Here is a 21,541-nt window from a genome sequence, read left to right as displayed (position 1 = left end):
ATCAACACGGCCGCCGAATTCTTTCCGGGGAACTTCCGGCAGCGTATGGCACGCCCCTGTGCTCCCGGCGGCTCACCGCGCACGCCCCGGCGCTCACGGCGCGGTGGGCGGTTCGGCCCGGTAGGCGCGGTGGAGCAGGTCCGTGAAGGCCGGGGCGGCGGGCAGGGAGGCGGAGCCGATCCGGTGTACGGCGACCCCCGGCGTCCAGGAGTTCATGACGACGGCCCCGGCCAGTCCCGGCAGGTCGGCGAGGGTGACCTCCCGGACGCGCTGGGGGACGCCCAGGCGGTCGAGCCGCCGGCGCAGGACGCCCATCGTGACCCCGGTCAGTACGTCGGCCTCGGGCCACACCACCGCCGAGCCGTCCCAGAAGGCCAGGTTCCAGATCGTCGCCTCGCCGATCCGGCCCCGGCGGTCGGTGAAGGCGGCGTCGTCGAAGCCCTGCGCGGCGGCCCGGCGCAGCAGATACGTCTTGGCCGCCTCGCCGACGAGCTTGACCGAGGGCAGGAACCGCTCGTGCTCGAACGCCGCCAGGGCCAGCGGCCCTTCGGGCCCGGAGGCGGGCGGTCCGGTGCGGACCAACATCTCCGGTTCGGCGTCCGCCGCCGTGAACTCGCCCGCCGGGGAGTACACCACCGCCGTCATTGACACGTCCTGCGGACCGCCCTCCAGCGCCGCCCGCAGGCGGGACCGCACCAGGTCGCCGGGAAGCGCCCGGCCGTACAGCTCCAACGAGGCCGAGCGCAGCCGCGCCAGATGCAGGTCGAGCCCGCGGATCCGGCCGTCGCGCACCTGCATGGCGGTGAAGTGGGCGTGGCCCGCGAAGGCGAGCGGCGCCAGCTCTCCGGCGGTGGCCGTACGGCCGTCGCGGTGGACGGCGTAAGGGGTCGATGGGGTCATGTGCGTCGCTCCGAAGCTCGGGTCCCGGGAGTTCATGGGTTTCAGGGAATTCATGGGTTTCATGGGTTTCATGGGTTTCAGGAAGAGGGGCGGCGGGCGCGGAATGCCCGCTCGCGGGGCGACGTTAGGGCTTCACACCGGTGTGAAGGTCAACTCCCGGGAGGGGCGGGGCACATGCTGATCGGGGAGCTGTCCCGGCGCACGGGGGTCAGCACGCGGCTGCTGCGGTACTACGGGGAGCAGGGGTTGCTCACCCCCGAGCGCGGCCCGAACGGCTACCGCACCTACGGCGAGGACGCGGTGCTCACCGTGCGGCAGATCCGCGCCCTGCTGGACGCGGGCCTGACCACCGAGGTGATCCGCTCGGTGCTGCCGTGCGCCCGGGGCTCGGAGCCGGGCTTCGACTGGTGCGCGGATCTACGGGGCGCGCTGGAGCGGGAACTGGCCGCGTTGGACGAGCGCATCGGCGAGCTGACGCGCAGCCGCGACGCGCTCGCCGCCTACCTCGCACGCCCCTGAGAGCCCCGGGGCTGCCCGGACGCGGCTCACCGCCTCCGCAGCTCCCCCATGCTCAGGAAGAGAACCGCCGCGATACCGAGGAACAGACCTGCGCCCGCGTGGACGCCCCGCTGCTCCGATTCGACCAGCGCCTCGTACTCGGCGCGCGAGAAGATCTCCACCCACTCCCGCGTCGTCTTCTCGAACGCGTGGTAGCTGCCGTACTCGGCCTTCGGGGACTGCGGGCCGGGCCCCTGGGGCAGATCCACGAGCATCAGCACCGCGCCCCCGGCGACCAGCGCGCCCAGTCCCGCCTGCACCTTGCCGGGCAGACACCGCAAAGGCGACCACAGCCTGCGTGGGCGCCCCACGGAAACGAGGCTCCAGACCACCGCCGCCCCGAAGAGCAGGAAGGCCGACGCCCCGCTCGCCACCATCAGCCACCCGGACTCCGGCAGCAGGAGCCCCGGAGGGAGCGTCAGCAGCGCGCACACCAGCGACGCCGCCCCCAGAACGGCCGCCGTCCCACCGAGAATCCTGTAACCCCACCCCACGCCCCCAGCCTCGCACGACGAGCCGCGGGAGGCCCCGGCGTGATCCGCGAAACGGGCGTGGTGCGGTGCCTGCGGCCGCGTACGGCGGAGAAGTGTGTGTTCCAGACCCCGCGCCGGTGCCGCCTTCCGCCGATCCGCCATGCAGAGGTGGAGCGCCTGCAGCAGCTCCGACGCCGCGTACGAAAAGCGCCAACCGGCGTCACCGTCTGCGGGAGACCCCCAACTCGATGAGGTAACGCTTGGTCACCCGGCCCCCGTATCGCTCGTTGATCAGGTCGGCAATGGACGCCAACAGCCCGCGCCTGGCTGCTTCCGGGAGAGCCCGGTGGCCCGAGTAGGTCCGCAGCAGTTCCAGATACTCCGGCGTGGTGTACGTGAGATCCTGCTCGTAGCGACGGAAGACCGTGGGGCCGAAGCGACCGCTTCGCGCTACCTCCTCCGCATGGTCCGAGTTATCGACATCGGCGGCCGCAGGAGGCCGCAGCCCAGGCGGCGTCTCCGGATCGAAGCGCTCATAGCAGCGCTGGACCTCGATGAAGAATTTCTCGGTGCCGCCCATCACATGCTGACTGCGCACCACTGCGAGCGCCCCGCCTGGACATAGGGCATCGGCAGCTTTGGGCACTCGCACCGTCGGGTCGATCCAGTGGAACGCGGTCGCCGCGAGAACAGTGTCGAACGGCTCTGCCGGCAGCGGCCAGCTCTCGAACTCGGCCGTCACCACCTCCACAGCCGGAGCCCCGGCCAGGTTGCGACGGGCGATCGCGGCCATGTGCGGTCCTGCCTCGACGGCCGTGACCCGGCAGCCCCGATCGGCCAGCGGGACCGTGGCCTGGCCGGTCCCGCAGCCCACCTCCAGTACGCGACTGCCGGGACGGGCACCCGCGAGTTCCGCGAGGTCGTCGTACAGCTCCGGCGGATATCCCGGCCTGGCCCGGTCGTACAGTTCCGCGTCCTCGTCGAATATCCGTCTCAGACGCTCCCGTCGGGATTCCTCGGGATTGTCGTCGCGTCGCGTATACGTGGTGATTTCGGACATGCCGAGGAGGCTATGTGCTGCCCGCCCGCCATGAAGCGGAGTCGGATGACTGCTGCGGTCGCTTCGGACCCGACCGGATGCGATCCCCGCCGTACATGCGCACGGTGACCCCGGCAGCAACGAGTCCGGGGCCGTGGCCCCGGGTATGCTGCCTCGTCCTACGGAGCCAGGGGGGATCACCGTGAGCAGCAGCAATCCGCCGTTTCCCGACCGGATCGAGCTCACCGGGGAGGGGCTCGTCCTGCGTGACTGGACGGAGGCGGACGTGGCCGCGATGCCGGATCTGTTCGACCACCCCGACATCGCGTACTGGACGCCGATCGTCTCGCCCTTCGACGAGGCGGCCGCCCGCGCGCGGCTCGACCGGGCCCGGCGACTGCGGGCGGACGGCACGGCCGTACTGCTCGCGATCACCACCGACGGCCGCGCGCCGCTCGGCGAGGCGATGCTGCGGCGCGCCCCCGAGGGCACGGAGCTCGGCTACGCGGTCGGCCCGGCCCACCGGGGCCGGGGGCTGGCCGTACGGGCGGTGCGGGTGATGGCCGCGTACGCCTTCGAGCGGTTGGGCGCGGAGCAGGTGATCCTCGAGCTGGAGGCGGAGAACGCCGCCAGCGTCGCCGTGGCCGCCAAGGCGGGCTTCAGTCTGCTCGACGTGCCGCTGATCGAGGGGGAGGAGAAGGGGCGGCCCTACGTCCTCCAGACGTGGGGGCTTCGGCCGGCGCCGTGAGGCCGCCCGGGCGGGGGTGAGCGCGTCGGCGAGCCGACGTGGGGTGCGCGACCCGCCCGCCGAGCACCCTGCCCACGGACCGTCCGGCGGTGCGCCGCCCGCTCCGGAGGGCCGGGAATCCGGCCCGGAGCTCGGGTGCCGGGGGGCGGGATCCGGGATTCGAGCGCCTTCTCCAAGGAATGGGTGGGAGGTCTCCTCCCACCCTCCCACCCTGCGGTTTTCCACTCTCAGCGACCGGGTCGCCACACACCGCGTCGGCGGTGTAGCGTGCGGAACGACAAGAGAACGACCCCCGCCGGTGGGCCAACACCGGGCGAGGGTCTGACCATCCGGATCGAACGGACCTCGACCCCATGGCTATGGCCAACAGTAGCGCCGACGTGCGCCCGTACGCCCCTCCGATGGCCGCTCCCGGCTACGGAAAGCGCTCCGCTCCCGGACAACTCCCCCGTAAGCGCGGCGACTTCGAACATCTGCCGCCCCGTGAGGCGTCGGTGGCCGCCCATATCGACCGGCTGCCGGACGGCGCGGCGATCGACACCAAGACCCTCGCCCGCGAACTGCCCGCCTACGGGCAGCAGGCGGTGCGGTCCGCGCTGAACGCGCTGTCGCGGGCCGGGCATCTGCGGCGGGTGCGCGAGACCGTGGGCGAGGGCCGCACCCAGTGGGTGTACCGCACGTACTTCTCGCGGACGGCGCGGGACGACGCCTGGTGGGGGGCGTTCCTGCGGGAGGGCACGCCGCCCGGCGAGGCCCCCGGTACGGAACGGGAGCCGGAGCCGGAACCCGCACCGGAGGCCGGGGACGCCGGGAGCGCCGAGGACGTACGGCCGTCCCGGCGGGCGGAGGCGTACGAGGTGCTGGCCGGGCTCGGGCAGACCGATCCGCGTATGACGCTCTCGGCCGCCGAGTGCGCGGCCCTGGCCGACCCGGCCGCCGTCTGGCTGGAGCGCGGGGCGAGCCCGGTGCAGCTCCTGCTGGCGCTGACGTCCGGGCTGCCGGAGACGGTGCACTGCCCGGGGGCGCTGGCCCGGCGGCGGCTGGCCGACCGGCTGCCGCCCGAGGCGGCGGCCGTACCCGCCGTGCCCACGCCCGCACCCGCGTCCGTACCCGCGCAGGGCGCGGCGCCGCGCCGGGTGATGGAGTGCACCGGCTGCGGGCGGCCCGGCCGCCCCGAGGCGCTGCCCGGCGGGCTGTGCCGGGACTGCCGGGGGCTGCCGGAACCGGCTCCGGCCGGGCCGCCGGCCGCCGAGGTGCGCGCCCGGGTCGAGCGGCTGCGGGCGGGCCTGCGCGCCCCGGCCGTACGGGACCGGGCCGTACGGGACCGGGGCCCGGTCCCGGTCTTCGGCTGAGCGGCCGCTCGACCGCCCGGCCGCCCGGCCGATCGACCCGGGCGCCCGCTCAGCCGCCCAGGCTGAGCGGGATCTCCTCGGCGCGCAGCTCCGCGACGGCCGGACCGTACATCCGGGACTTGATGGTGCCCAGGGTGGGGCTGGCCTTGGCGGTCAGGGAGGCGGCGATCTCGAGCGCGGTGGACCGGACGGCGTCCTCCTCCACCGCGCGGTCGACGATCCCGGCGGCCAGCGCGTCCTGCCCGCCGTAGCGGCGGGCGGTGGTCATGGACTCGTGGGCCGTCTGCGGGGTCAGCCGGGCCTGGATGAGGGCGGACATGCCGGGGGTGAAGGGGATGTGGATGTCGGCCTCGGGCAGGCACCAGAAGCCCCGGTCGGCGCGCATCACGCGGAAGTCGTGGGCCAGGGAGAGCATCGCGCCGGCGGCGAAGGTGTGGCCCTGGAGCGCGGCCACGGTGATCAGCGGCAGGGTCAGCACCCGGGCGAAGAGGTCCTGGACGCTCGCGGCGTACTCGGCGGCCTTGTCGGTGTTGGCCAGCAGCCATTCCAGGTCGAGGCCGTTGGAGAAGAACTTGCCGGTCGCCGCGGTGACCAGGGCGCGCGGCCCCTCGGCCTTCTCCACCTCGTCCAGCAGGGCGTTGACGGAGACGAGCCAGTCGGGGTGGAAGCGGTTCTCGCCGTCTCCGAGGTCGAGGACGAAGACGTCGCCTTGGCGGTCGAGCGCGGGCATGGCTGCTCCTTCGGGCGGGAGTGGAACCGGCCGTGTCCTGTCGTGATCTTCCCGAACAAGAACCTACTGACCGGTAACGACGATGGCCGCATGCTACCCAGCCACTCCCCCCGACCACATCCCCGGCACCGGGCCGCCGGACCCCACTCATCGGACAAAAGGGTCTTAGCATATGCCCTGTGGGGTGTCACCGGAGAGGAAACAGGTCCTCTCCCCCGGCGGGTGTCCGGGCCGGGCAGCGTGCCCGGCCCACAGCGACAAGGAGACTCGATGGAGCAGGGTCAGGGCGCACAGCGGCACGGGGAGCGGTCCCGCACCGGGACGCAGGCCGCCCCGTGGGCCGGTGACGCTCCGCAGACCGGCCCCGCCCCCCGGGCCGACCCCGGCCGGGAGGCCGAGGCCGCCGAGTTCGCCGAGCAGATCCGGTCGCTGACCCGCGCCCAGCAGCGGCTGCAGAGCCTGCTCGACGCAGTGCTGGCCATCAGCAGCGAACTGGAGCTGCCCGTGGTGCTGCGCCGCATCGTCACCACCGCGATGGAGCTGGTCGACGCCCGCTACGGCGCGCTCGGCGTACTGGACGAGAGCGGCGAGAAGCTGGAGCAGTTCATCCCCGTCGGGCTGAACGAGGAGGAGGAAGCCGCGCTCGCCGGTGTGGAGCTGCCCCGGGGCCACGGCCTGCTCGGGCACCTGATCCACAACCCCGAGCCGCTGCGGGTCGAGCACATCGGAGCCCATCCCAACTCCTCGGGCTTCCCGCCCGGGCACCCGCCGATGCGCACCCTGCTCGGCGTGGCGATCAGCGTGCGGGGCGAGATCTACGGCGACCTGTACCTGACCGACCGGCGCGACGGCCTCCCCTTCGACGCCCAGGACGAGAACATCGTCATCGCGCTGGCGGGCGCCGCGGGCGTGGCGATCGAGAACGCCCGCCTCTTCGAGCAGGTCCGCTCCGGTGCCGAGAACTTCCAGCGTCTGCTGCTGCCCCGGCTCCCCGACCTCCACCCGTTCAGCGGATCGGCCGTCTACCGGCCCGCGACGGCCCCCGGGCAGCTCGGCGGCGACTGGTACGACGTCATCCTGCTGCCCGACCGCTCCTGCGCGGCCGTCATCGGCGACGTCGTCGGGCACGACCTGAAGGCCGCGGCCTCCATGGCCCAGACCCGCAACATGCTCCGCGCGCTGTTGTACGACCGGCGCACCCCGCCGAGCCTGGTCCTCTCCCAGCTCGACCGCACCCTCCACGCGATCACCGAGAGCTCCGTCACCACCGCCTGCCTGGCCCGCATCGAGCCGGAGGGGGACGGCTGGTGCCTGCACTGGAGCAGCGCGGGCCACCTGCCGCCGCTGGTGATCACACCGGACCGCAGGACGGTCTACCTGCACGCCGATCCCGGTGTGCCGCTCGGGGTGGACACCCAGCAGCCCCGCCCCGACCACACCCACCCACTGCCGGGCGGGGCCACGGTGGTCCTCTTCACGGACGGGCTGGTGGAGCACCCCAGGCGCCCTTTGGACGTGTGCATGGACGAGCTCGCCGAGGTCGCCGCCGCCCACGCCGGCGAGCCGCCGGACAAGCTGTGCCGGATCCTGGCCGACAACCACACCAGCGACGGCCACGACGACCTGGCCCTCCTCGTCCTGCGCACCCCGGAGGCCTGAGGGCGGCCCGGTCCGGTGTCCGCGCGGACACCGGACCGGGCCGCCCGTGCGGCGAGGGGCTTCGGATCAGCCGAAGTCCACGTCGCTGCAGATGTAGTAGACCTGGTCGGCGTGCGAGGCCTTCCAGATCGTGTAGACGACGTGGTGCCCGCTGCGGCCGGGGGCGCTGACGTCCACCCTGATGTCCGAGGCGGGGGCGTACCTGCCGGTCGTCTCGATCAGCTCCAGGTCGCCCCAGCCCAGGCGCTGGGTGGTGGGGTCGAAGCCCTGGCGGGTGACGTAGATCTGCAGGTAGTCGGCGCCGTGCTGGGCCTGGTCGCGCAGGTGCACGGTGAAGTCGCGGCCGACGCTCGTCTTCTTCCACCGGCCGGGGACGTCCATCGCGCGGTAGCGGCCGTCGCTGGTGTGCCCGGCGCTGCACAGCTGGCCGTCGGGGACGAACGCCCGGTGGTTGCCGCCGACGTTGTCGCGGTAGAGGCCGTTCCAGTTCCACATGGCGTTGGTGTCGGTCTGCCATGCCTGCCAGCACATCGGGTCCTCCCGCTGCATGGCCGGGTTCTGGAAGTCGCTGCCCCAGCGCAGCCAGCAGCCGTAGTTGCGGGAGGCGGGGTCGATGACCGAGCCGTGGGCGGAGGCGGTCCCGGCCCACGGGAGCATGCCGAGCAGTACGGCGGCCAGCACGGCGAGGAGGCGGGCCGTCCAGCGGCCACCTAAGACGCGCTCATGACAATTCATCGCGAACACTTCGCTTTCACGCTGTGAGGGGATGCGGGGGTGCGGCCTGGGAGCGCTCCCAGGCCGTCATTCGTGCGTTCCCCCGTGGCAACCGGACCGAAACACATTCGACAGTAATTCGACAGAAATCCACTTCCGCGCCGCCGGACGCGGCCACTCGCGCCACGGCACCACCGACACAGCCGACACAGCCGACACAGCCGACACAGCCGACACCGTGGCATCGTCGGCGCCGTTCCCTTCGACCACAACGACCACTACCACCGGCTGCTGCTGCGGCAGATACCGCCCGGCTGCCGTACCGCCCTCGACGTCGGCTGCGGGACCGGGCGCTTCGCACGGCTGCTCGCGGGGCGGGGGATCGAGGTGGACGGGATCGACGCGTCGGCCGAGGTGATCGGGACCGCCCGCGCGGCATCGGCCAGCCTGCCGCCGCGGTACCGGCCGGACTTCCGCCACATGGATGTCACCCGCACCGAACCGCCGCCCGGACGCTACGACTTCATCTCCTGCCTGGCCGCCCTCCACCACATGCCGTTCGGCACCGTCACCGCGCTGCGGGACGCGCTGGCACCCGGCGGCGTCCTGGCCGTGCTGGGCTGCTACCGGGAGGCGACCCCGGCCGACCGGGCCTGGAGCCTGGCCGCCGTCCCCGTCAACGCGGCTGCCCGGATCACGGTCGCCGCACGGGAGACGGCCCGCCCGCGCCGCGGCCGCGCTGGCCCGCCGTCCGCCGGGGCGCCGGTGAGGCGGCCGGAGGCGACGCTGGAGGAGATACGGCGGGAGGCAGCCGTACTGCTGCCCGGCGCGGCCCTGCGCAGGCTGCTGCTCTGGCGGTACCTGCTGGTCTTCCGCAAGCCCGGCGCGGACGGCTGACCGGCCGGCAGCCCCAGCGGCGGCCGGGCGGTCCATCGGCCTACGAGCCGCCGGAAGCGCCCCCTTCACCTCCCCCGTACAGCCGGTCGAGGCCGACGAGCAGCACCTCGCCGGCCGCCTCCGCCGCGCGCAGGGCGGGGGTGAAGCCCGCCCCGGAGTAGCAGGCGGGGAGGGTGCGCGCGGTGTCCTCGCCGTGGGCGGCGAGATGGGCGATCAGCCGGCGCAGCCGCTCCAGGTGGGTCACGTCCAGCACCTCGTCCCAGCGGGCCAGCCCGACCGACAGCAGCGCGCCGGGGCGCTCCCCGGCCGGCCCCCGCACCACCACCTCGGCGGCGGGGGCGGCCTCCGGCGGCGGATGGGCCGGGGAGCCGTGGAACGCCGTGGCGGGCGCCTCCCCGAAGATGCCGGGGCCGGCGTACCGCACCGCCCAGTCCCGGCACAGCCGGGCGAAATGCGGCGCCGCCACCCGCGCCCCGAAGGCGGGACGCGCCCGGCGCCACAGGCCGGCGGGATCCTCCCGCTCCGCCGACGGGCGCCGCGGCCGGACGACCGCGTACTCGAAGGCGAGCAGCGGCTCGGCGATCCGCAGCCGGGTGACGTTCGGGCGCAGGGCGTCGGGTTCGGTGCTCAGCAGGCCGCTCTCGTGCAGCAGTTCCAGGCAGCGGGAGACGTCGGGCAGCGGGATCTCCACGCGCTCGGCGATCTCGCCGGCCGTGGAGTGACCCGAGGCGACGGCGGCGAGCACGGAGTGGCTCAGGGCGCGGTCGAGGTGGTCGGTCTCCTCCAGCAGCAGCAGCCGCGCCTCGCGGTACAGGGGCGTGCCCGGGTCCAGGACCGTCCGGCACACCCAGGCGCCGAAGTCGTCCGGCCCGCCGGGGGTGTCACCGCGGACGTGGTCGTACCGGTAGGCGGGGGTGCCGCCCACCACGGCGTGCACCAGGAACGCCAGGCGGGGGTCGTCCAGGCCCCACATGCGCGCGGCCTGCCGGAAGTCCGGCGGGCGCACCTCCATCTCCAGATCCGCCAGCCCGTGCAGCGGCGAGGGGCCGCTGAACAGCCGGCGCATCACCGGCAGGTCGCTGCCGCACAGCAGCAGCCGGGGCCGGGCCCCGCCGTCCTCCCCGCCCGCCCCGGCCGCCGCGCCCGCCGCGCTCCGGCGGTGCAGGGCGGCGCAGATCACGGACGGCAGCGACGGGCTCTGCCGCACCAGCCGGGGGAACTCGTCGACCACCACCGGCAGCGGCCGGCCCTCCCCCAGCTCCAGCAGGGCGTCCACGGCCGCCTCCCAGTCGCGCGGGCGGGCGCGCCCGGGCGCGTCTGCGTACTCGGCGGCCCCGGCGAACTCGGCGATCCGCTCGCCCAGCATGCGCAGGGACTCCGACCGCACCGCCTCCTGCGCGCCGAACCAGAAGCCGCCGGCGGCCTCGGTGAGCGCCCGCAGCAGATGCGTCTTGCCCTGCCGCAGACGTCCCGAGACCACGCCGAGGCCGGGTCCGGGGCGGGGGTCGGAGGCGAAGGCGGTGAGCGCCTCCCACTCGGCGTCGCGGCCGAGGACCGTATCCGGCTTGGCGTACCGGAGGGCGTCGGTGCGGGACACGGGCCGCTCCCATCGGTCGGTAGCGCTCCTCCTCCCATTACACCTCCGGCCGCCGGGCGCCGCGACGCGCGTACATCCGCCCGCGGGGCGAGGATGGGAACGGACGACGGGCCGGAAGGGAGCCGGGCAGCCGGGGCCGGGAGCCGAGGAGGGCGGATCCATGGCGCGAGCGGAGGACTCCGCGCGGTACGGCGGGCCGCGCGACGCACCGCACGGAGGACCGCACGGCGGCCACCAAAGTGGCCCCCGTGGCGGGCACCGCTCCGTCCCGCACACCGCCGACCTGCGGGTGGAGGCGTGGGCCCCGACCCGCGAGGAGTGCCTGGCGCACGCGGTGCGCGGCGTCTGCGAGTCGTTCGTGGACCTGTCGGGGGCCGTCGGCCGGCGCCGCCGGGACGTCGAGGTGCGGGCGGAGACGGACGAGGACCTGCTGGTGGCCCTGCTGGACGAGGTGGTGTACCGGCTCGACGCTGAAGGCGAGGTGCCGGTGGACGCGGAGCCGGCCGCCGTGCCCGGCGGGATGCGGGCCGTACTGCACATGGCCGACGTCGGCACGCTCGCGGAGACGGGCGCGGCGCCCAAGGCCGTCACGCTGCACGGGCTGAGCTTCGGCCGCGGCGGGCACGGCTGGGAGTGCTCGGTGACGCTCGACGTGTGAGCGGACCGGCCGGGCGGGCGGGACGGGCGGGGCGGGTGCTCCGGGGCGGTGCCTCCGGACGCGGGGCCGGTACTCCGAGCGGGTGACCGCATGAGTCCGCCGCAATACCATGGACCCCAGGAAAGGGACGAAAAGGTCATATCCGGCCACCGGTTCCGTACGGCGTACCTCGGCGCCCCCACGGCGCCACGACCTCGTTCTCCGAGGGGGAAGATCCATGTCCGCCACTCACGCGGCCGAGTTCGAGCACGTCATCCACACCGCGAACATCTGGCTGAAGGCGGTGTCCGAAGCCCTGGGAACCCAGGACCGGCACCTGGCCAACCGCGTTCTGCGCACCTGGCTGCACACCCTCCGCGACCGGCTCACCGTCGACGCGGCCGCCCACTTCGCCGCCCAGCTCCCCGAACTGCTGCGCGGCGTCTACTACGACGGCTGGGTCCCCAGCGCCGCGCCGGTCAAGTACGACCGCGAGGCCTATGTGAACCGCTTCGCCCAGGAGGCCCTGGTGAGCACCGAGGCCGTCCCCCGGATCGTCCCGGCGGTGACCGAGGCCGTACGCGCGCACCTGTCGCCCGGCCAGCTGGAGCGGGCGCTCGACCAGCTCCCGCACGACGTCCGCACCGTCCTCGAACCCGCACCGGTCCCGGCCGGCTGAGCGCGTACCACTGCTCGCCGGCGCGGACGGCCCGGCCACCGGAACGCACCCGGAGGGGACCGTGGACATCACCCTGACCGAGGAGAGCCCGTTCCGCTTCCGCATCGAGCGGCGGGGCGCGATGCGCGTGCCGGGCACCGTGTTCGCCACACGCGAGCTGCTGCCCGAGGCGGCGGGCGACCAGGCGCTGGAACAGGTGGCCAACGTGGCCACCCTCCCCGGCGTCGTCCGCGCCTCCTTCGCCATGCCCGACGTCCACTGGGGGTACGGCTTCCCGATCGGCGGGGTGGCCGCCACCGACGTCGACGACGCCGGCGTGGTCTCGCCCGGCGGCGTGGGCTTCGACATCTCCTGCGGGGTGCGCCTGCTGGCCGCCGGCATCGACCGCGGGGAACTGGAGCCCCGCCTGCGGGAACTGATGGACGTCCTGGGCGACACCGTTCCGCGCGGCACCGGCCCCGGCGGACTGTGGAAACTCTCCGGGCGCCCGCAGATGGACGAACTGCTGGCCCGGGGCGCCCGGTACGCCGTCGAGCAGGGCCACGGCGTGCCGCGCGACCTGACCTTCTGCGAGGACTACGGCGCCCTGGAGGACGCCGACCCCTCCCAGGTGGGGGCGCGGGCCGTGGAGCGCGGCCTCCGGCAGGTCGGCAGCCTGGGCTCGGGCAACCACTTCCTTGAGGTGCAGGCCGTGGACCGGGTCCACGACGAGAAGGCCGCCGCCGCCTTCGGACTGCGCCCCGGCGAGGTGTGCGTGATGATCCACTGCGGCTCCCGGGGCCTGGGCCACCAGGTTTGCACCGACCACGTCCGCGTCATGGACCGCTCGCTGCGCCGCTTCGGGATCAGTCTGCCGGACCGGCAGCTCGCCTGCGCGCCGGTCGTCTCCCCGGAGGGGCGGGCGTACCTGGGGGCCATGGCCGCCGCCGCCAACTACGGGCGCGCCAACCGCCAGCTGCTCACCGAGGCCGTGCGCCGCGCCTTCGCCTCGGCGGCGGGGGCGGAGGTGGATCTGGTCTACGACGTCTCCCACAACATGGCGAAGACCGAGACCCACGAGGTGGACGGCGTACCGCGCCGCCTGTGCGTCCACCGCAAGGGCGCCACCCGCGCCCTGCCGCCCGGCCACCCGGACCTGCCCGGAGAACTCTCCGGCGCCGGGCAGCCGGTACTGATCCCCGGCACCATGGGCACCGCCTCCTACGTCCTGGTCGGCGAGAGGGGCAACGACGCCTTCCACTCCACCTGCCACGGCGCCGGCCGGGTCTGGAGCCGTCACCAGGCACTGCGCCGGGTCCGCGGCGAGGAGCTGCGCGGCCGGCTGGAGGCCGGCGGCATCGCCGTCCGCCCCTCCTCCTGGCGCGGACTGGCCGAGGAGACCCCGGAGGCCTACAAGGACGTCGACGCCGTCGCCGCCGCCACCGAGGGCGCGGGCCTGGCCCACCTGGTCGCCCGCCTGGTCCCGCTGGGCGTCGTCAAGGGGTGAGGGACTGGCCCGGGCCCGGCGGTCACCGCACGGGCCACCGGGCGAGCCCCCGGGCCGCCGGAAGGCGGGGGCGGGACGTGCCCGCTTCGCCGCCCACCCGGGCGAACGCCGCGACGACAAGCGGTCGGGCCTCGACTTCCCGCCGCCCGGACTCCCCGACCCGATCCGCTTCCCACCGAGGAGCCTCGGATAACGGCGAACGTATTACACGGAACGCAAAAGTCTGCCGAGATGCAAGTGCACGTGCAGATGCACATGCACTTGCACGTGAACTCGACTATAGTGCGCGGGAGTTGGAGTGATCGGCCAGTAGTCGTCCACATGTCCGCAGGAGGTGTCGATGACCCTCGCGTGCACCGGTACGGCGCTCGGGGCGCACACTGAGGCAGCCCGGCGCAGCCGCACCCGGAGAGCGTGTTCCCTTCCGCCCGCGTCCATCGGCGGTGCGCTGTACGACGGCGGCATCGCTCCCGGCGGCTGACCCGGCCGACCGAGCGAGAAGGCCCCATGGCCACGCCGGCCGGGGAGCCGAACGTAACGCGCGAACTCCCGGCCGCCGGCGAACCCCGGCCTCTTCGGCACCTGCGCGGACCACGCGCCCCCGCCGACGGGGCTCCGCCGTCCTCGGCGCGCCATGCACAGGCGCGATGGAGACCGAGGCGGATTCCGCACCCCTTACGCGCCAGAGAGCCCGCGCCCCGACCCCAGGTTTCCTACGCCACCGGGTCGGGTGGGGCTCTCTGCGCGGTGACCTCGCAAGCCCGCGAAGAACCTGGAAGGAACACCAGTCATGCAGCATAAGCGCAACGGCGTCTCCGCCACTCGGCGAGCCGGGGCCGCCCTGCGGCGCCTCGCCCGATGGGGGTTACGGCGCCGCCGCATCGCCGCCGACCACCTCCTGCGGGGCATCTGTTCCGGTATCGGAACCGCCGCAGTGGGACTGGCCGTGGTCTGGCTCCAGTCCCACCACTGACAGCACTCGGGTCAGGGACCGCGGCCCGCCGGCGGTCCCTGACCCGTCCACCGGCCTCCACGGGAGGCCCGAAATTCCTTCCCTGCGGGATGAGGAATGAATTAATCGACGAGCCGGGCCGGACGGAGGCCGCCGACCCGGTTGCGCTCCCTCGCCGGACGTCACCGGCCAAACGGCCGCACTGCCGCGTGGCCACCGCCTCAGAGACCACAAGTACGCCATCGTGGCCGCCACCGCGCTGGCCTCACCCTCCCCCGTGACCGTCCTGACCTCGGACCCCGAGGACCTCCTGATGCTGTGCGGCCCTGGCATCCCTGTGGTCAAAACCTGACACGGTGCCACGCCGGGCGGGCCATTGCTTCCGGCTCCCTGCTGATCGACACAGCTCTGTCCGGTCATCCGGGCAACCGTTGCCGGTGCGCCGAAGACGTTGTCTCTCCGTACGGCCCTGACCAGCCCCACCAAGGCGGCCCGCGCCCGGCGCCGTCGCCGCATCCGCTGAACGACGAAGGACCAGCCAGAAACATTCCTGGCTGGTCCTTCGGAGTGAGCCGCCTAAGGGAATCGAACCCTTGACCTACGCATTACGAGTGCGTCGCTCTGGCCGACTGAGCTAAGGCGGCGATGTGTGCGGCGAACCGCAGCGCGCCCAAGTCTACACAGTGCCCGGGGGTGCCCCGCACCGGATCCGGTGCGGGGCGGGGATCAGGAGCACTTCTTGCCGTCGGCGGGGACCTTCCCCCGCAGCAGGTAGTCGTTGACCGCCGAGTCGACGCAGTCGCTGCCGCGCACGTACGCCGTGTGGCCGTCGCCCTCGTACGTCAGCAGGGTCGCCGAGGAGAGCTGCTCGGCCAGGCCCTGGGACCACTTGTAGGGGGTGGCCGGGTCGCGGGTGGTGCCGACGACCAGGATGGGGGCGGCGCCCTCCGCCTCGATGCGGCGGGGCTCGCCGGTGGGCGGGTGCTGCCAGTACGTGCAGTTCAGGGCCGCCCAGGCGAAGTTGCGGCCGAAGACCTCGGACGCCTCGCGGAAGTCCGGAACGGCCTTCTCCGCCTCGGCCGGGTCCTTGAAGGGGGCGGGCAGGTCCAGGCAGTTCACGGCGGCGTTGGCGTACATGATGTTGCCGTAGCCGCCGTCGGCGCCGCGTTCGTAGTAGTCGTCGGCCAGCGACAGCAGCTCCGCGCCGTCGCCCTTCTGCGCGGCGGTGAGCGCCGAGCGCAGCTTAGGCCAGTAGTACTCGGTGTACATGGCGTTCAGCACACCGATCGTGGCCAGCGACTCGGTCAGTTTCCGCGACTCGCCCGTGGCGATCGGCCTGTCGTCCGTCTTGTCGAAGAAGGCGCTCAGGCGCTCGCCCGCCTCCTTGACGCTCCCGTTGCCCAGGGGGCAGTCGTCGAGCTTGACGCAGTCCTCGGCGAAGGCGGTGAAGGCGGTGTCGAATCCCGCGGTCTGGTCGAGGTTGAGCCGCTCGGAGGTGAGCGAGGGGTCCATGGCGCCGTCCAGGACGAGCCGGCCGACGCGGGAGGGGAAGAGTCCGGCGTAGGTGGCGCCGAGGTAGGTGCCGTAGGAGGCGCCGACGTAGGTCAGCTTGTCGTCGCCGAGCACCTGGCGCAGGACATCCATGTCGCGGGCGGCCTCGACGGTCGAGACATGGCCGAGCAGATCGCCCTTCCGCTTCTCGCATCCCTTGGCGAACTTCTCGAAGGCCGCAGCCAGTTCGTCGATCTCGCCCTTGTCGTCAGGGGTGGCGTCGGTGCGGACGTACTCGTCCATCTCCTTGTCGGTCAGGCACTCGATGGGCTCGCTGCGGGCCACGCCGCGCGGGTCCATGCCGACGATGTCGTACCGGGCGCGCACCGGGGCCGGGTAGCCGACGCCCGCCGCGAGCTGGACGTAGTCGACGGCGGAACCGCCCGGGCCCCCCGGGTTGACGTGCAGGGCGCCCAGCCGCCTGCCGGGACCGGAGGCCTTCTTGCGGGTGACGGCGAGTTTCAGGTCCTCGGACTTCTCCGGCGCGGCGTAGTCCAGCGGCACCCTCAGCTCGGCGCACTGGAAGCCGGAGACACCGCAGTCCTTCCAGCTCAGCTTCTGCTCGTAGTACGGCTTCAGATCCGCCGGAACAGCCTCGGGCAGCGGCTGGAGCGGCTTGGCCGGGCTGACCGCGCGGTCGTCCGAGGGGCGTGACGACGAGTGGGAGGGCTCGGAGCCGCGCTCGGGCTCCGGATCATCCGAACCGGAGCAGCCCGACAGCAACAGCGCGGCCGTCGCGAACGCGACGCCACCGGTACGGAGCAGACGCCTGGTGTCCATGACCTTGGAGCGTATACGGGCCGGAGCCGCCAGAGGGTGAGCCGCCGCCGGAGTCAGCGGTGGCCGAGGAGGAGGTCAGCCCGCGCGGAGCGCCACCGCCATCGCCTCAACGGCCAGCAGCGGGGCCACATTGCGCTCGATGGCGCGGCGGCACTCCAGCACCGCCTCCATGCGGCGCAGCGTCTGCTCCGGACGGGTGGAGGCGGCGATCCGCTCCACCGCGTCGCGGACGTCCTCGCCCGCGATCATCACCCGCGAGCCGAGCTGGCGGACCAGCACGTCGCGGTAGAAGGCGGTGAGGTCGAGCAGGGCGAGGTCGAGGGAGTCGCGCTGGGCGCGGGTGGCGCGGCTCTTCTGCCGCTTCTCCAGGTCCTTCATCACCCCCGCCGTACCGCGCGGCAGCCGCCCGCCCTCGGCGGCGCCGAGGGCGGCGCGCATCTCCTCGGTCTCCTTGGCGTCCACCTCCTCGACGCCCTCCCTGGCGTCCTCGCCGGCCGCGTCGACCAGTTGCTGGGCGGCCCGGAGCGCGTCGCCGATGTCATCCATCCGGGTGGGCAGGGCGAGGACGGCGGCGCGGCGCGTACGGGCCCGCGCGTCGGTGGCCAGACGCCGGGCCCGGTCGATGTGGCCCTGGGTGGCGCGGGCGGCGGCCACCGCCGCCTCCGGTTCGATGCCGTCGCGCCGGATCAGCATGTCGGCGACGGCGTCCACCGGCGGTGTGCGCAGCACCAGATGGCGGCAGCGGGAGCGGATGGTGGGCAGGACGTCGTCGGCCGAGGGCGCGCACAGCAGCCACACCGTGCGGGGGGCGGGCTCCTCGACGGCCTTGAGGAGGGCGTTGGCGGCCTGTTCGGTGAGCCGGTCGGCGGTCTCGTGGACGACCACCTGCCAGCGGCCTCCGGACGGGGAGAGCTGCGCACGGCGTACCAGGTCGCGGGTGTCGTCGACACCGGTGCTGAGCCCGGACGCGCGGACCACCTCGACGTCGGCGTGCGTACCGACCAGCGCCGTGTGGCAGCCGTCGCAGAAGCCGCAGCCGGGCGCACCGCCGAGGGCGCGGTCGGGGCTGACGCACTGCAGGGCGGCGGCGAAGGCGCGGGCGGCGGTCGCCAGGCCGGAGCCGGGCGGGCCGGTGAACAGCCAGGCGTGGGTCATCGCCGAGCCGGAGAGCCCGGCCTGCCCCGGCGCCTCCGGCGACCCGGACCGCCCGGACGTCTCCGCCCGGCCGCCCTCCTTGCCGGAGGCGGCGGCGGTGACGTACGCGTCGGCGTCGCGCGCCGCCGCGGTGAGCTGCTCCACGACCCTGTCCTGTCCGACCAGGTCGTCCCATACCGCCATGTCCCGTCGCCCTCCCTCCGCGCGCCGCCCGGTCCTCCGGTGCCGTCCGCTGCTCGTCACCGCCGCGTGCCGTTCGGCGCCGGTGGACGCCGAACGGCGTCCCCGCCATTGTTCCGCACGGCTGTGACAGCCGCGGACGGCCGGCTCGCGCCGGGGTGCAGCCCCGCAGGACCCCGCGGAGTCCCGCAGGGCCCCACATGGCGTCAGTCCCGGCGGCCGCGGCGGCGGCCGTCCTCCTCGTCCTCGGTGAACTGCTGGTGGGGGCCGAGGAGTTCGTCGGCGAGGGTGGGCAGGTCGTCCATCGGCGTCTCCTCCGCCCACTCGGGGCGGCGGGGGCGGCCGGTCTCGTCGACCTGCGGCAGCTCCCGGGTGCGCTCCTCCCCGGCGGCGGGCGGGGCGGCCGGGGGCTCGGCGCCGGGCTCGTCCTTGCGCAGCGACCACGAGGGCGCCTGCTCCCCGGGCCTCACCCGCGGCAGCGGGGCGGTCTCGTCCCCGGGGGCCGCCGTCGCGCCCGCCGGGGGAGCAGGGGGAGCCTGCTGCGGCAGGACGACCGTCTCCTCCGCGTCCGGCGAGATCCTCGGCAGGACGGTGGTCTCGTCGGCCTCGCCCCCACCGTTCCCGGCACGGGCGCCCGGCCCGGGGCCCTCGTCCTTGCGCAGCGAGTGCCTGCGCCCCGCCTCCCGGGACTCCCGCTCCCGGCGGGCCGCCTCCTCCGCCTCGGCGGCCCTGCGGGCCTGCTCGGCGCGGAGCAGGGCCTCCTCGGCCTTGCGCTGCTTCTCCAGCCGGCGCTCCTCGGCCTCGGCCCGCAGCCGGGCCTCCTCCTCGGCCAGCCGGCGCCTGCGCTCCTCCTCCTCGCGGCGGGCACGCTCCTCGGCCTCGCGGCGGGCGCGTTCCTCCTCCGCCCGGCGGCGGGCCTCCTCGGCGCGCTGCCGGGCCTCCTCGGCCCTGCGCAGCTCCTCGCGGCGCCGGGCTTCCTCCTCCTCGCGCTTCCTGCGCTCCTCCTCCTCGGCGCGCAGCCGCTCCAGACGCTCCTGGCGCTCGCGCTCCAGGCGCTCCTCCTCGGCCTTGCGCGCGGCCTCCTCCTCCGCACGCCTGCGGGCCTCCTCCTCGGCCCTGCGGCGCGCCTCCTCACGGGCGGCGATCTCGGCCTCGGACAGCGGCAGCATCCGGTCGAGGCGGTGCCGCACCACCGTGGTGACGGCCTCGGGCTCCAGCCCCGCGTCCACCACCAGATAGCGGGTGGGATCGGCGGCGGCCAGTGCGAGGAAGCCGGAGCGGACCCGCCGGTGGAACTCGGCGGACTCCGACTCCAGCCGGTCGGGCGCCTCGGTGAACCGCTCACGGGCGGTCTCCGGGGAGATGTCCAGCAGGACGGTCAGATGGGGCACGAGCCCGCCGGTGGCCCAGCGGGAGATCCGGGCGACCTCCGTCGGCGACAGGTCGCGCCCGGCGCCCTGGTAGGCGACGGAGGAGTCGACGTAGCGGTCGGTGATGACGACCGCGCCGCGCTCCAGGGCGGGGCGTACGACCGAGTCGACGTGCTCGGCCCGGTCGGCGGCGTAGAGCAGGGCCTCGGCGCGGTGCGACAGACCGGCCGAGGAGACGTCCAGCAGGATCGAGCGCAGCCGCTTGCCGATCGGGGTCGCGCCCGGCTCGCGGGTGACGACGACCTCGTGGCCCTTGGAGCGGATCCACTCGGCCAGCGCCTCCACCTGCGTGGACTTGCCCGCACCGTCGCCGCCCTCCAGGGCGATGAAGAAGCCGGTGGGCGAGGGGGCCTGGAGCGGCTCGGAGCCGCCGCCGAACGCCTCGCGCAGATCGCGCCGCAGCGGCACGCCCTGCCGGTCGTCGAGGCGGACCAGTACGAGGGCCGCCACCGGCAGCAGCAGCGCGCCGACCAGCATCAGTGTGAAGGCCGCGCCGCCGTGGGCGAAGACGAAGTCGCCGCTGTCGACCCGGTGCGGGCCGATGAGGGCCGCCAGCACCGGCGCGGCGACGGCCGCGAGCCCGACGGCGACGTGCACGGACGCGTGCAGGTGGTCGGTCGTCCGGGCGCGGCGGGGCTCCTCGGTCTCCTCGTCCAGGAGGGTGTGCCCGGTGTTCGCGGCGACCCCGGCGGACAGGCCCGCGAGCAGGAGCAGCAGCAGTACGGCGGTGGTGTCGGGGGTCAGCCCGGCCGCGAGCAGGGCCAGGCCCGCCAGGGCGACGGACAGGGCGAGCAGCCGCCTGCGGGACAGCGTGGGCAGTACGCGCGGGGCCCTGCGCACCCCCGCGGCGGTGCCGCCGGTCAGTGCCAGGACGAACAGCCCGAACAGGACCGGGCCGCCGCCCAGGTCCATGGCGTGCAGCACCGCGAGCGCGGCGGCCGCGGCGACGGCGGCGGCCACGCAGGCGCCGGTCAGGACGAGCAGCGGGGCGGCGCCGGTGCGGCCCCTGTCCACGGCCTTGCGGACGGTCCTGCCGTCGGCGCCCTTCTCCGGCCTGCCGGTGCGGGGGCGGCGCAGTCCCTCCAGCGGGGAGCGGGGACGCGGGGTGCCGCCGCCGGGCAGGTGCAGGAAGTACAGCAGGGCGATCGACGCGGCGAACAGGCCGGCCGCGGCGTACGACGCCAGTGCCGCCTGGTGGGTGGTGAACCACTCGATGCCCGCGCCCAGCAGGTTGCCGACCAGGGTGACGGCGACCAGTCCCGCGGCGGCCGCCGGGATGGCCAGGAAGCCCGTGCGCAGCCACAGGCGGCGCAGCGCGTCGTGGTGGTCCGGCAGGGGGCGCACCGCCGCGCCCTCGGGGGGCGGCGCGGGAAGCAGCGTGGGCGCGGCGCTGTCCTTGGCCACGCCCCGGACCCGTTCGGCGACCCCGGTGAGGAAGACGGTGACCAGCAGGAACGCGAACGCCTGGTCGGGCGTCCAGTCGATCCACAGTGGCGCGACGATCATCAGCGCCAGCCGTACGCCGTCCGCGCCGATCATGGTCCAGCGGCGGTCGAGCACGCCGCCGGAGTCCGCGATGAGGGAGGAGAGGGGGCCCAGCAGCACCGCGCCGAAGAGCAGGGTGGCCAGCAGCCGGACGGCGAAGACGGCCGCGACGGCGAGCGCCACGCCGCGGTAGCCGCCGCCCAGGACGGGGGCGCCTCCCATGGCCGGTACGGCGACGGCCGCCTGGAGGGCCAGCAGCACCAGGACCAGCAGGGCGAGGGCGTCGCCGACCCCGCCGGCGAGCTGTGCGCCCCACAGCCGGCGCAGGGGGGCATGCCTCAGCAGGGCCCGTACGGCGCGCTCGCGGGAGTCCGCGGCCAGGGCGTCGGAGGTGGGGGACACGACCGGTGGCTGCTCTGCACGCGTCATCCCGCCAGCCTATCGGTCGGGGGTACGGGGGCGGCGGTGCGGCCGGGGAAGCGGCCGGGGAAGCTGTTACGGACGAACACGTGCGGAAGGTTCCCGCACGCGCCGCCCGT

At 74.4% G+C, this 21,541-nt stretch carries 18 protein-coding genes, 1 tRNA gene and 1 pseudogene; 10 read left to right on the top strand and 10 right to left on the bottom strand.

Annotated features, from left to right (window positions below):
- Positions 1–93 precede the first annotated feature (93 nt).
- Entirely contained in the window at positions 94–900 is an 807-nt protein-coding gene (locus ACW69E_RS03645; protein WP_457496687.1) for an aminotransferase class IV family protein, read from the bottom strand.
- Between the two features lie 174 nt (positions 901–1,074).
- Here ACW69E_RS03645 and ACW69E_RS03640 point away from each other — a divergent pair, with 174 nt between their 5' ends.
- On the top strand, positions 1,075–1,419 hold the full coding sequence (locus ACW69E_RS03640) for a MerR family transcriptional regulator (protein WP_101255192.1): 345 nt from the start codon (positions 1,075–1,077) through the stop codon (positions 1,417–1,419).
- Between the two features lie 26 nt (positions 1,420–1,445).
- Here ACW69E_RS03640 and ACW69E_RS03635 read toward each other — a convergent pair whose 3' ends face one another.
- Together ACW69E_RS03635 and ACW69E_RS03630 are read right to left on the bottom strand one after the other, a co-directional pair.
- On the bottom strand, positions 1,446–1,952 hold the full coding sequence (locus ACW69E_RS03635; protein WP_457496686.1) for a hypothetical protein: 507 nt from the start codon (positions 1,950–1,952) through the stop codon (positions 1,446–1,448).
- A gap of 199 nt (positions 1,953–2,151) precedes the next feature.
- Positions 2,152–2,991, bottom strand: a complete 840-nt coding sequence (locus ACW69E_RS03630; RefSeq protein WP_457496685.1) for a class I SAM-dependent methyltransferase — start codon at positions 2,989–2,991, stop codon at positions 2,152–2,154.
- Between the two features lie 181 nt (positions 2,992–3,172).
- On the opposite strand from ACW69E_RS03630, the gene ACW69E_RS03625 reads away from it, so the two are divergent.
- On the top strand, positions 3,173–3,718 hold the full coding sequence (locus tag ACW69E_RS03625; RefSeq protein ID WP_457496684.1) for a GNAT family N-acetyltransferase: 546 nt from the start codon (positions 3,173–3,175) through the stop codon (positions 3,716–3,718).
- 359 nt (positions 3,719–4,077) lie between these two features.
- Positions 4,078–5,070, top strand: coding sequence for a hypothetical protein (locus ACW69E_RS03620; RefSeq protein WP_457496683.1), 993 nt, complete (start codon positions 4,078–4,080; stop codon positions 5,068–5,070).
- Positions 5,071–5,119: 49 nt separating this feature from the next.
- Here ACW69E_RS03620 and ACW69E_RS03615 read toward each other — a convergent pair whose 3' ends face one another.
- A complete protein-coding gene (locus ACW69E_RS03615; protein ID WP_457496682.1) occupies positions 5,120–5,800 on the bottom strand; it encodes an enoyl-CoA hydratase-related protein in 681 nt (226 codons plus the stop codon).
- A 270-nt stretch (positions 5,801–6,070) separates the two neighbouring features.
- On the opposite strand from ACW69E_RS03615, the gene ACW69E_RS03610 reads away from it, so the two are divergent.
- Positions 6,071–7,459, top strand: coding sequence for a PP2C family protein-serine/threonine phosphatase (locus tag ACW69E_RS03610; protein WP_457496681.1), 1,389 nt, complete (start codon positions 6,071–6,073; stop codon positions 7,457–7,459).
- A 66-nt stretch (positions 7,460–7,525) separates the two neighbouring features.
- Here ACW69E_RS03610 and ACW69E_RS03605 read toward each other — a convergent pair whose 3' ends face one another.
- Positions 7,526–8,194 (bottom strand): lytic polysaccharide monooxygenase auxiliary activity family 9 protein, encoded by a 669-nt coding sequence (locus ACW69E_RS03605; RefSeq protein ID WP_457496680.1) that lies wholly within the window; start codon positions 8,192–8,194, stop codon positions 7,526–7,528.
- 222 nt (positions 8,195–8,416) lie between these two features.
- Here ACW69E_RS03605 and ACW69E_RS03600 point away from each other — a divergent pair, with 222 nt between their 5' ends.
- Positions 8,417–9,070 (top strand): class I SAM-dependent methyltransferase, encoded by a 654-nt coding sequence (locus ACW69E_RS03600; RefSeq protein WP_457496744.1) that lies wholly within the window; start codon positions 8,417–8,419, stop codon positions 9,068–9,070.
- A gap of 40 nt (positions 9,071–9,110) precedes the next feature.
- Here ACW69E_RS03600 and ACW69E_RS03595 read toward each other — a convergent pair whose 3' ends face one another.
- Entirely contained in the window at positions 9,111–10,667 is a 1,557-nt protein-coding gene (locus ACW69E_RS03595) for an AAA family ATPase (RefSeq protein ID WP_457496679.1), read from the bottom strand.
- A 160-nt stretch (positions 10,668–10,827) separates the two neighbouring features.
- On the opposite strand from ACW69E_RS03595, the gene ACW69E_RS03590 reads away from it, so the two are divergent.
- From ACW69E_RS03590 to ACW69E_RS03570, 5 genes and pseudogenes are all read left to right on the top strand, one after another.
- Complete coding sequence (locus tag ACW69E_RS03590) at positions 10,828–11,325, top strand: archease (protein ID WP_457496678.1); 498 nt, start codon at positions 10,828–10,830, stop codon at positions 11,323–11,325.
- A 217-nt stretch (positions 11,326–11,542) separates the two neighbouring features.
- The gene (locus ACW69E_RS03585) at positions 11,543–11,983 is read left to right on the top strand and encodes a DUF2267 domain-containing protein (protein WP_457496677.1); all 441 of its coding nucleotides are present in this window, start codon (positions 11,543–11,545) and stop codon (positions 11,981–11,983) included.
- A 61-nt stretch (positions 11,984–12,044) separates the two neighbouring features.
- Positions 12,045–13,469 carry an RtcB family protein gene (locus ACW69E_RS03580; RefSeq protein WP_457496676.1) on the top strand — a complete coding sequence of 475 codons (1,425 nt, stop codon included), beginning with the start codon at positions 12,045–12,047 and terminating at the stop codon, positions 13,467–13,469.
- Positions 13,470–14,259: 790 nt separating this feature from the next.
- Positions 14,260–14,442, top strand: coding sequence for a hypothetical protein (locus ACW69E_RS03575; protein WP_457496675.1), 183 nt, complete (start codon positions 14,260–14,262; stop codon positions 14,440–14,442).
- A gap of 199 nt (positions 14,443–14,641) precedes the next feature.
- A pseudogene (locus ACW69E_RS03570) lies at positions 14,642–14,773 on the top strand (DNA-binding protein); the annotation flags it as partial.
- Between the two features lie 218 nt (positions 14,774–14,991).
- On the opposite strand, the gene ACW69E_RS03565 reads toward ACW69E_RS03570, so the two are convergent.
- The 4 genes from ACW69E_RS03565 to tmk all read right to left on the bottom strand — a co-directional run bounded on the left by ACW69E_RS03565 (position 14,992) and on the right by tmk (position 21,431).
- Positions 14,992–15,065 (bottom strand) — tRNA-Thr (locus ACW69E_RS03565).
- An 82-nt stretch (positions 15,066–15,147) separates the two neighbouring features.
- The gene (locus ACW69E_RS03560) at positions 15,148–16,752 is read right to left on the bottom strand and encodes an alpha/beta hydrolase (protein WP_457496674.1); all 1,605 of its coding nucleotides are present in this window, start codon (positions 16,750–16,752) and stop codon (positions 15,148–15,150) included.
- A gap of 75 nt (positions 16,753–16,827) precedes the next feature.
- Positions 16,828–18,090, bottom strand: coding sequence for a DNA polymerase III subunit delta' (locus ACW69E_RS03555; RefSeq protein WP_457496673.1), 1,263 nt, complete (start codon positions 18,088–18,090; stop codon positions 16,828–16,830).
- A 203-nt stretch (positions 18,091–18,293) separates the two neighbouring features.
- The gene (gene tmk, locus ACW69E_RS03550) at positions 18,294–21,431 is read right to left on the bottom strand and encodes a dTMP kinase (RefSeq protein ID WP_457496672.1); all 3,138 of its coding nucleotides are present in this window, start codon (positions 21,429–21,431) and stop codon (positions 18,294–18,296) included.
- Positions 21,432–21,541 lie beyond the last annotated feature (110 nt).

Source organism: Streptomyces sp. SS8 (genome assembly GCF_054072955.1).
This window is presented reverse-complemented; position numbering and strand designations above follow the sequence as displayed.

Coding starts and splice junctions, on each gene's coding strand:
- tmk (WP_457496672.1), bottom strand. CDS start 21,431: ATGACGCGTGCAGAGCAGCCACCGGTCGTGTCCCCCACCTCCGACGCC.
- ACW69E_RS03560 (WP_457496674.1), bottom strand. CDS start 16,752: ATGGACACCAGGCGTCTGCTCCGTACCGGTGGCGTCGCGTTCGCGACG.
- ACW69E_RS03585 (WP_457496677.1), top strand. CDS start 11,543: ATGTCCGCCACTCACGCGGCCGAGTTCGAGCACGTCATCCACACCGCG.
- ACW69E_RS03555 (WP_457496673.1), bottom strand. CDS start 18,090: ATGGCGGTATGGGACGACCTGGTCGGACAGGACAGGGTCGTGGAGCAG.
- ACW69E_RS03640 (WP_101255192.1), top strand. CDS start 1,075: ATGCTGATCGGGGAGCTGTCCCGGCGCACGGGGGTCAGCACGCGGCTG.
- ACW69E_RS03610 (WP_457496681.1), top strand. CDS start 6,071: ATGGAGCAGGGTCAGGGCGCACAGCGGCACGGGGAGCGGTCCCGCACC.
- ACW69E_RS03620 (WP_457496683.1), top strand. CDS start 4,078: ATGGCCAACAGTAGCGCCGACGTGCGCCCGTACGCCCCTCCGATGGCC.
- ACW69E_RS03615 (WP_457496682.1), bottom strand. CDS start 5,800: ATGCCCGCGCTCGACCGCCAAGGCGACGTCTTCGTCCTCGACCTCGGA.
- ACW69E_RS03645 (WP_457496687.1), bottom strand. CDS start 900: ATGACCCCATCGACCCCTTACGCCGTCCACCGCGACGGCCGTACGGCC.
- ACW69E_RS03630 (WP_457496685.1), bottom strand. CDS start 2,991: ATGTCCGAAATCACCACGTATACGCGACGCGACGACAATCCCGAGGAA.
- ACW69E_RS03575 (WP_457496675.1), top strand. CDS start 14,260: ATGCAGCATAAGCGCAACGGCGTCTCCGCCACTCGGCGAGCCGGGGCC.
- ACW69E_RS03605 (WP_457496680.1), bottom strand. CDS start 8,194: ATGAATTGTCATGAGCGCGTCTTAGGTGGCCGCTGGACGGCCCGCCTC.
- ACW69E_RS03590 (WP_457496678.1), top strand. CDS start 10,828: ATGGCGCGAGCGGAGGACTCCGCGCGGTACGGCGGGCCGCGCGACGCA.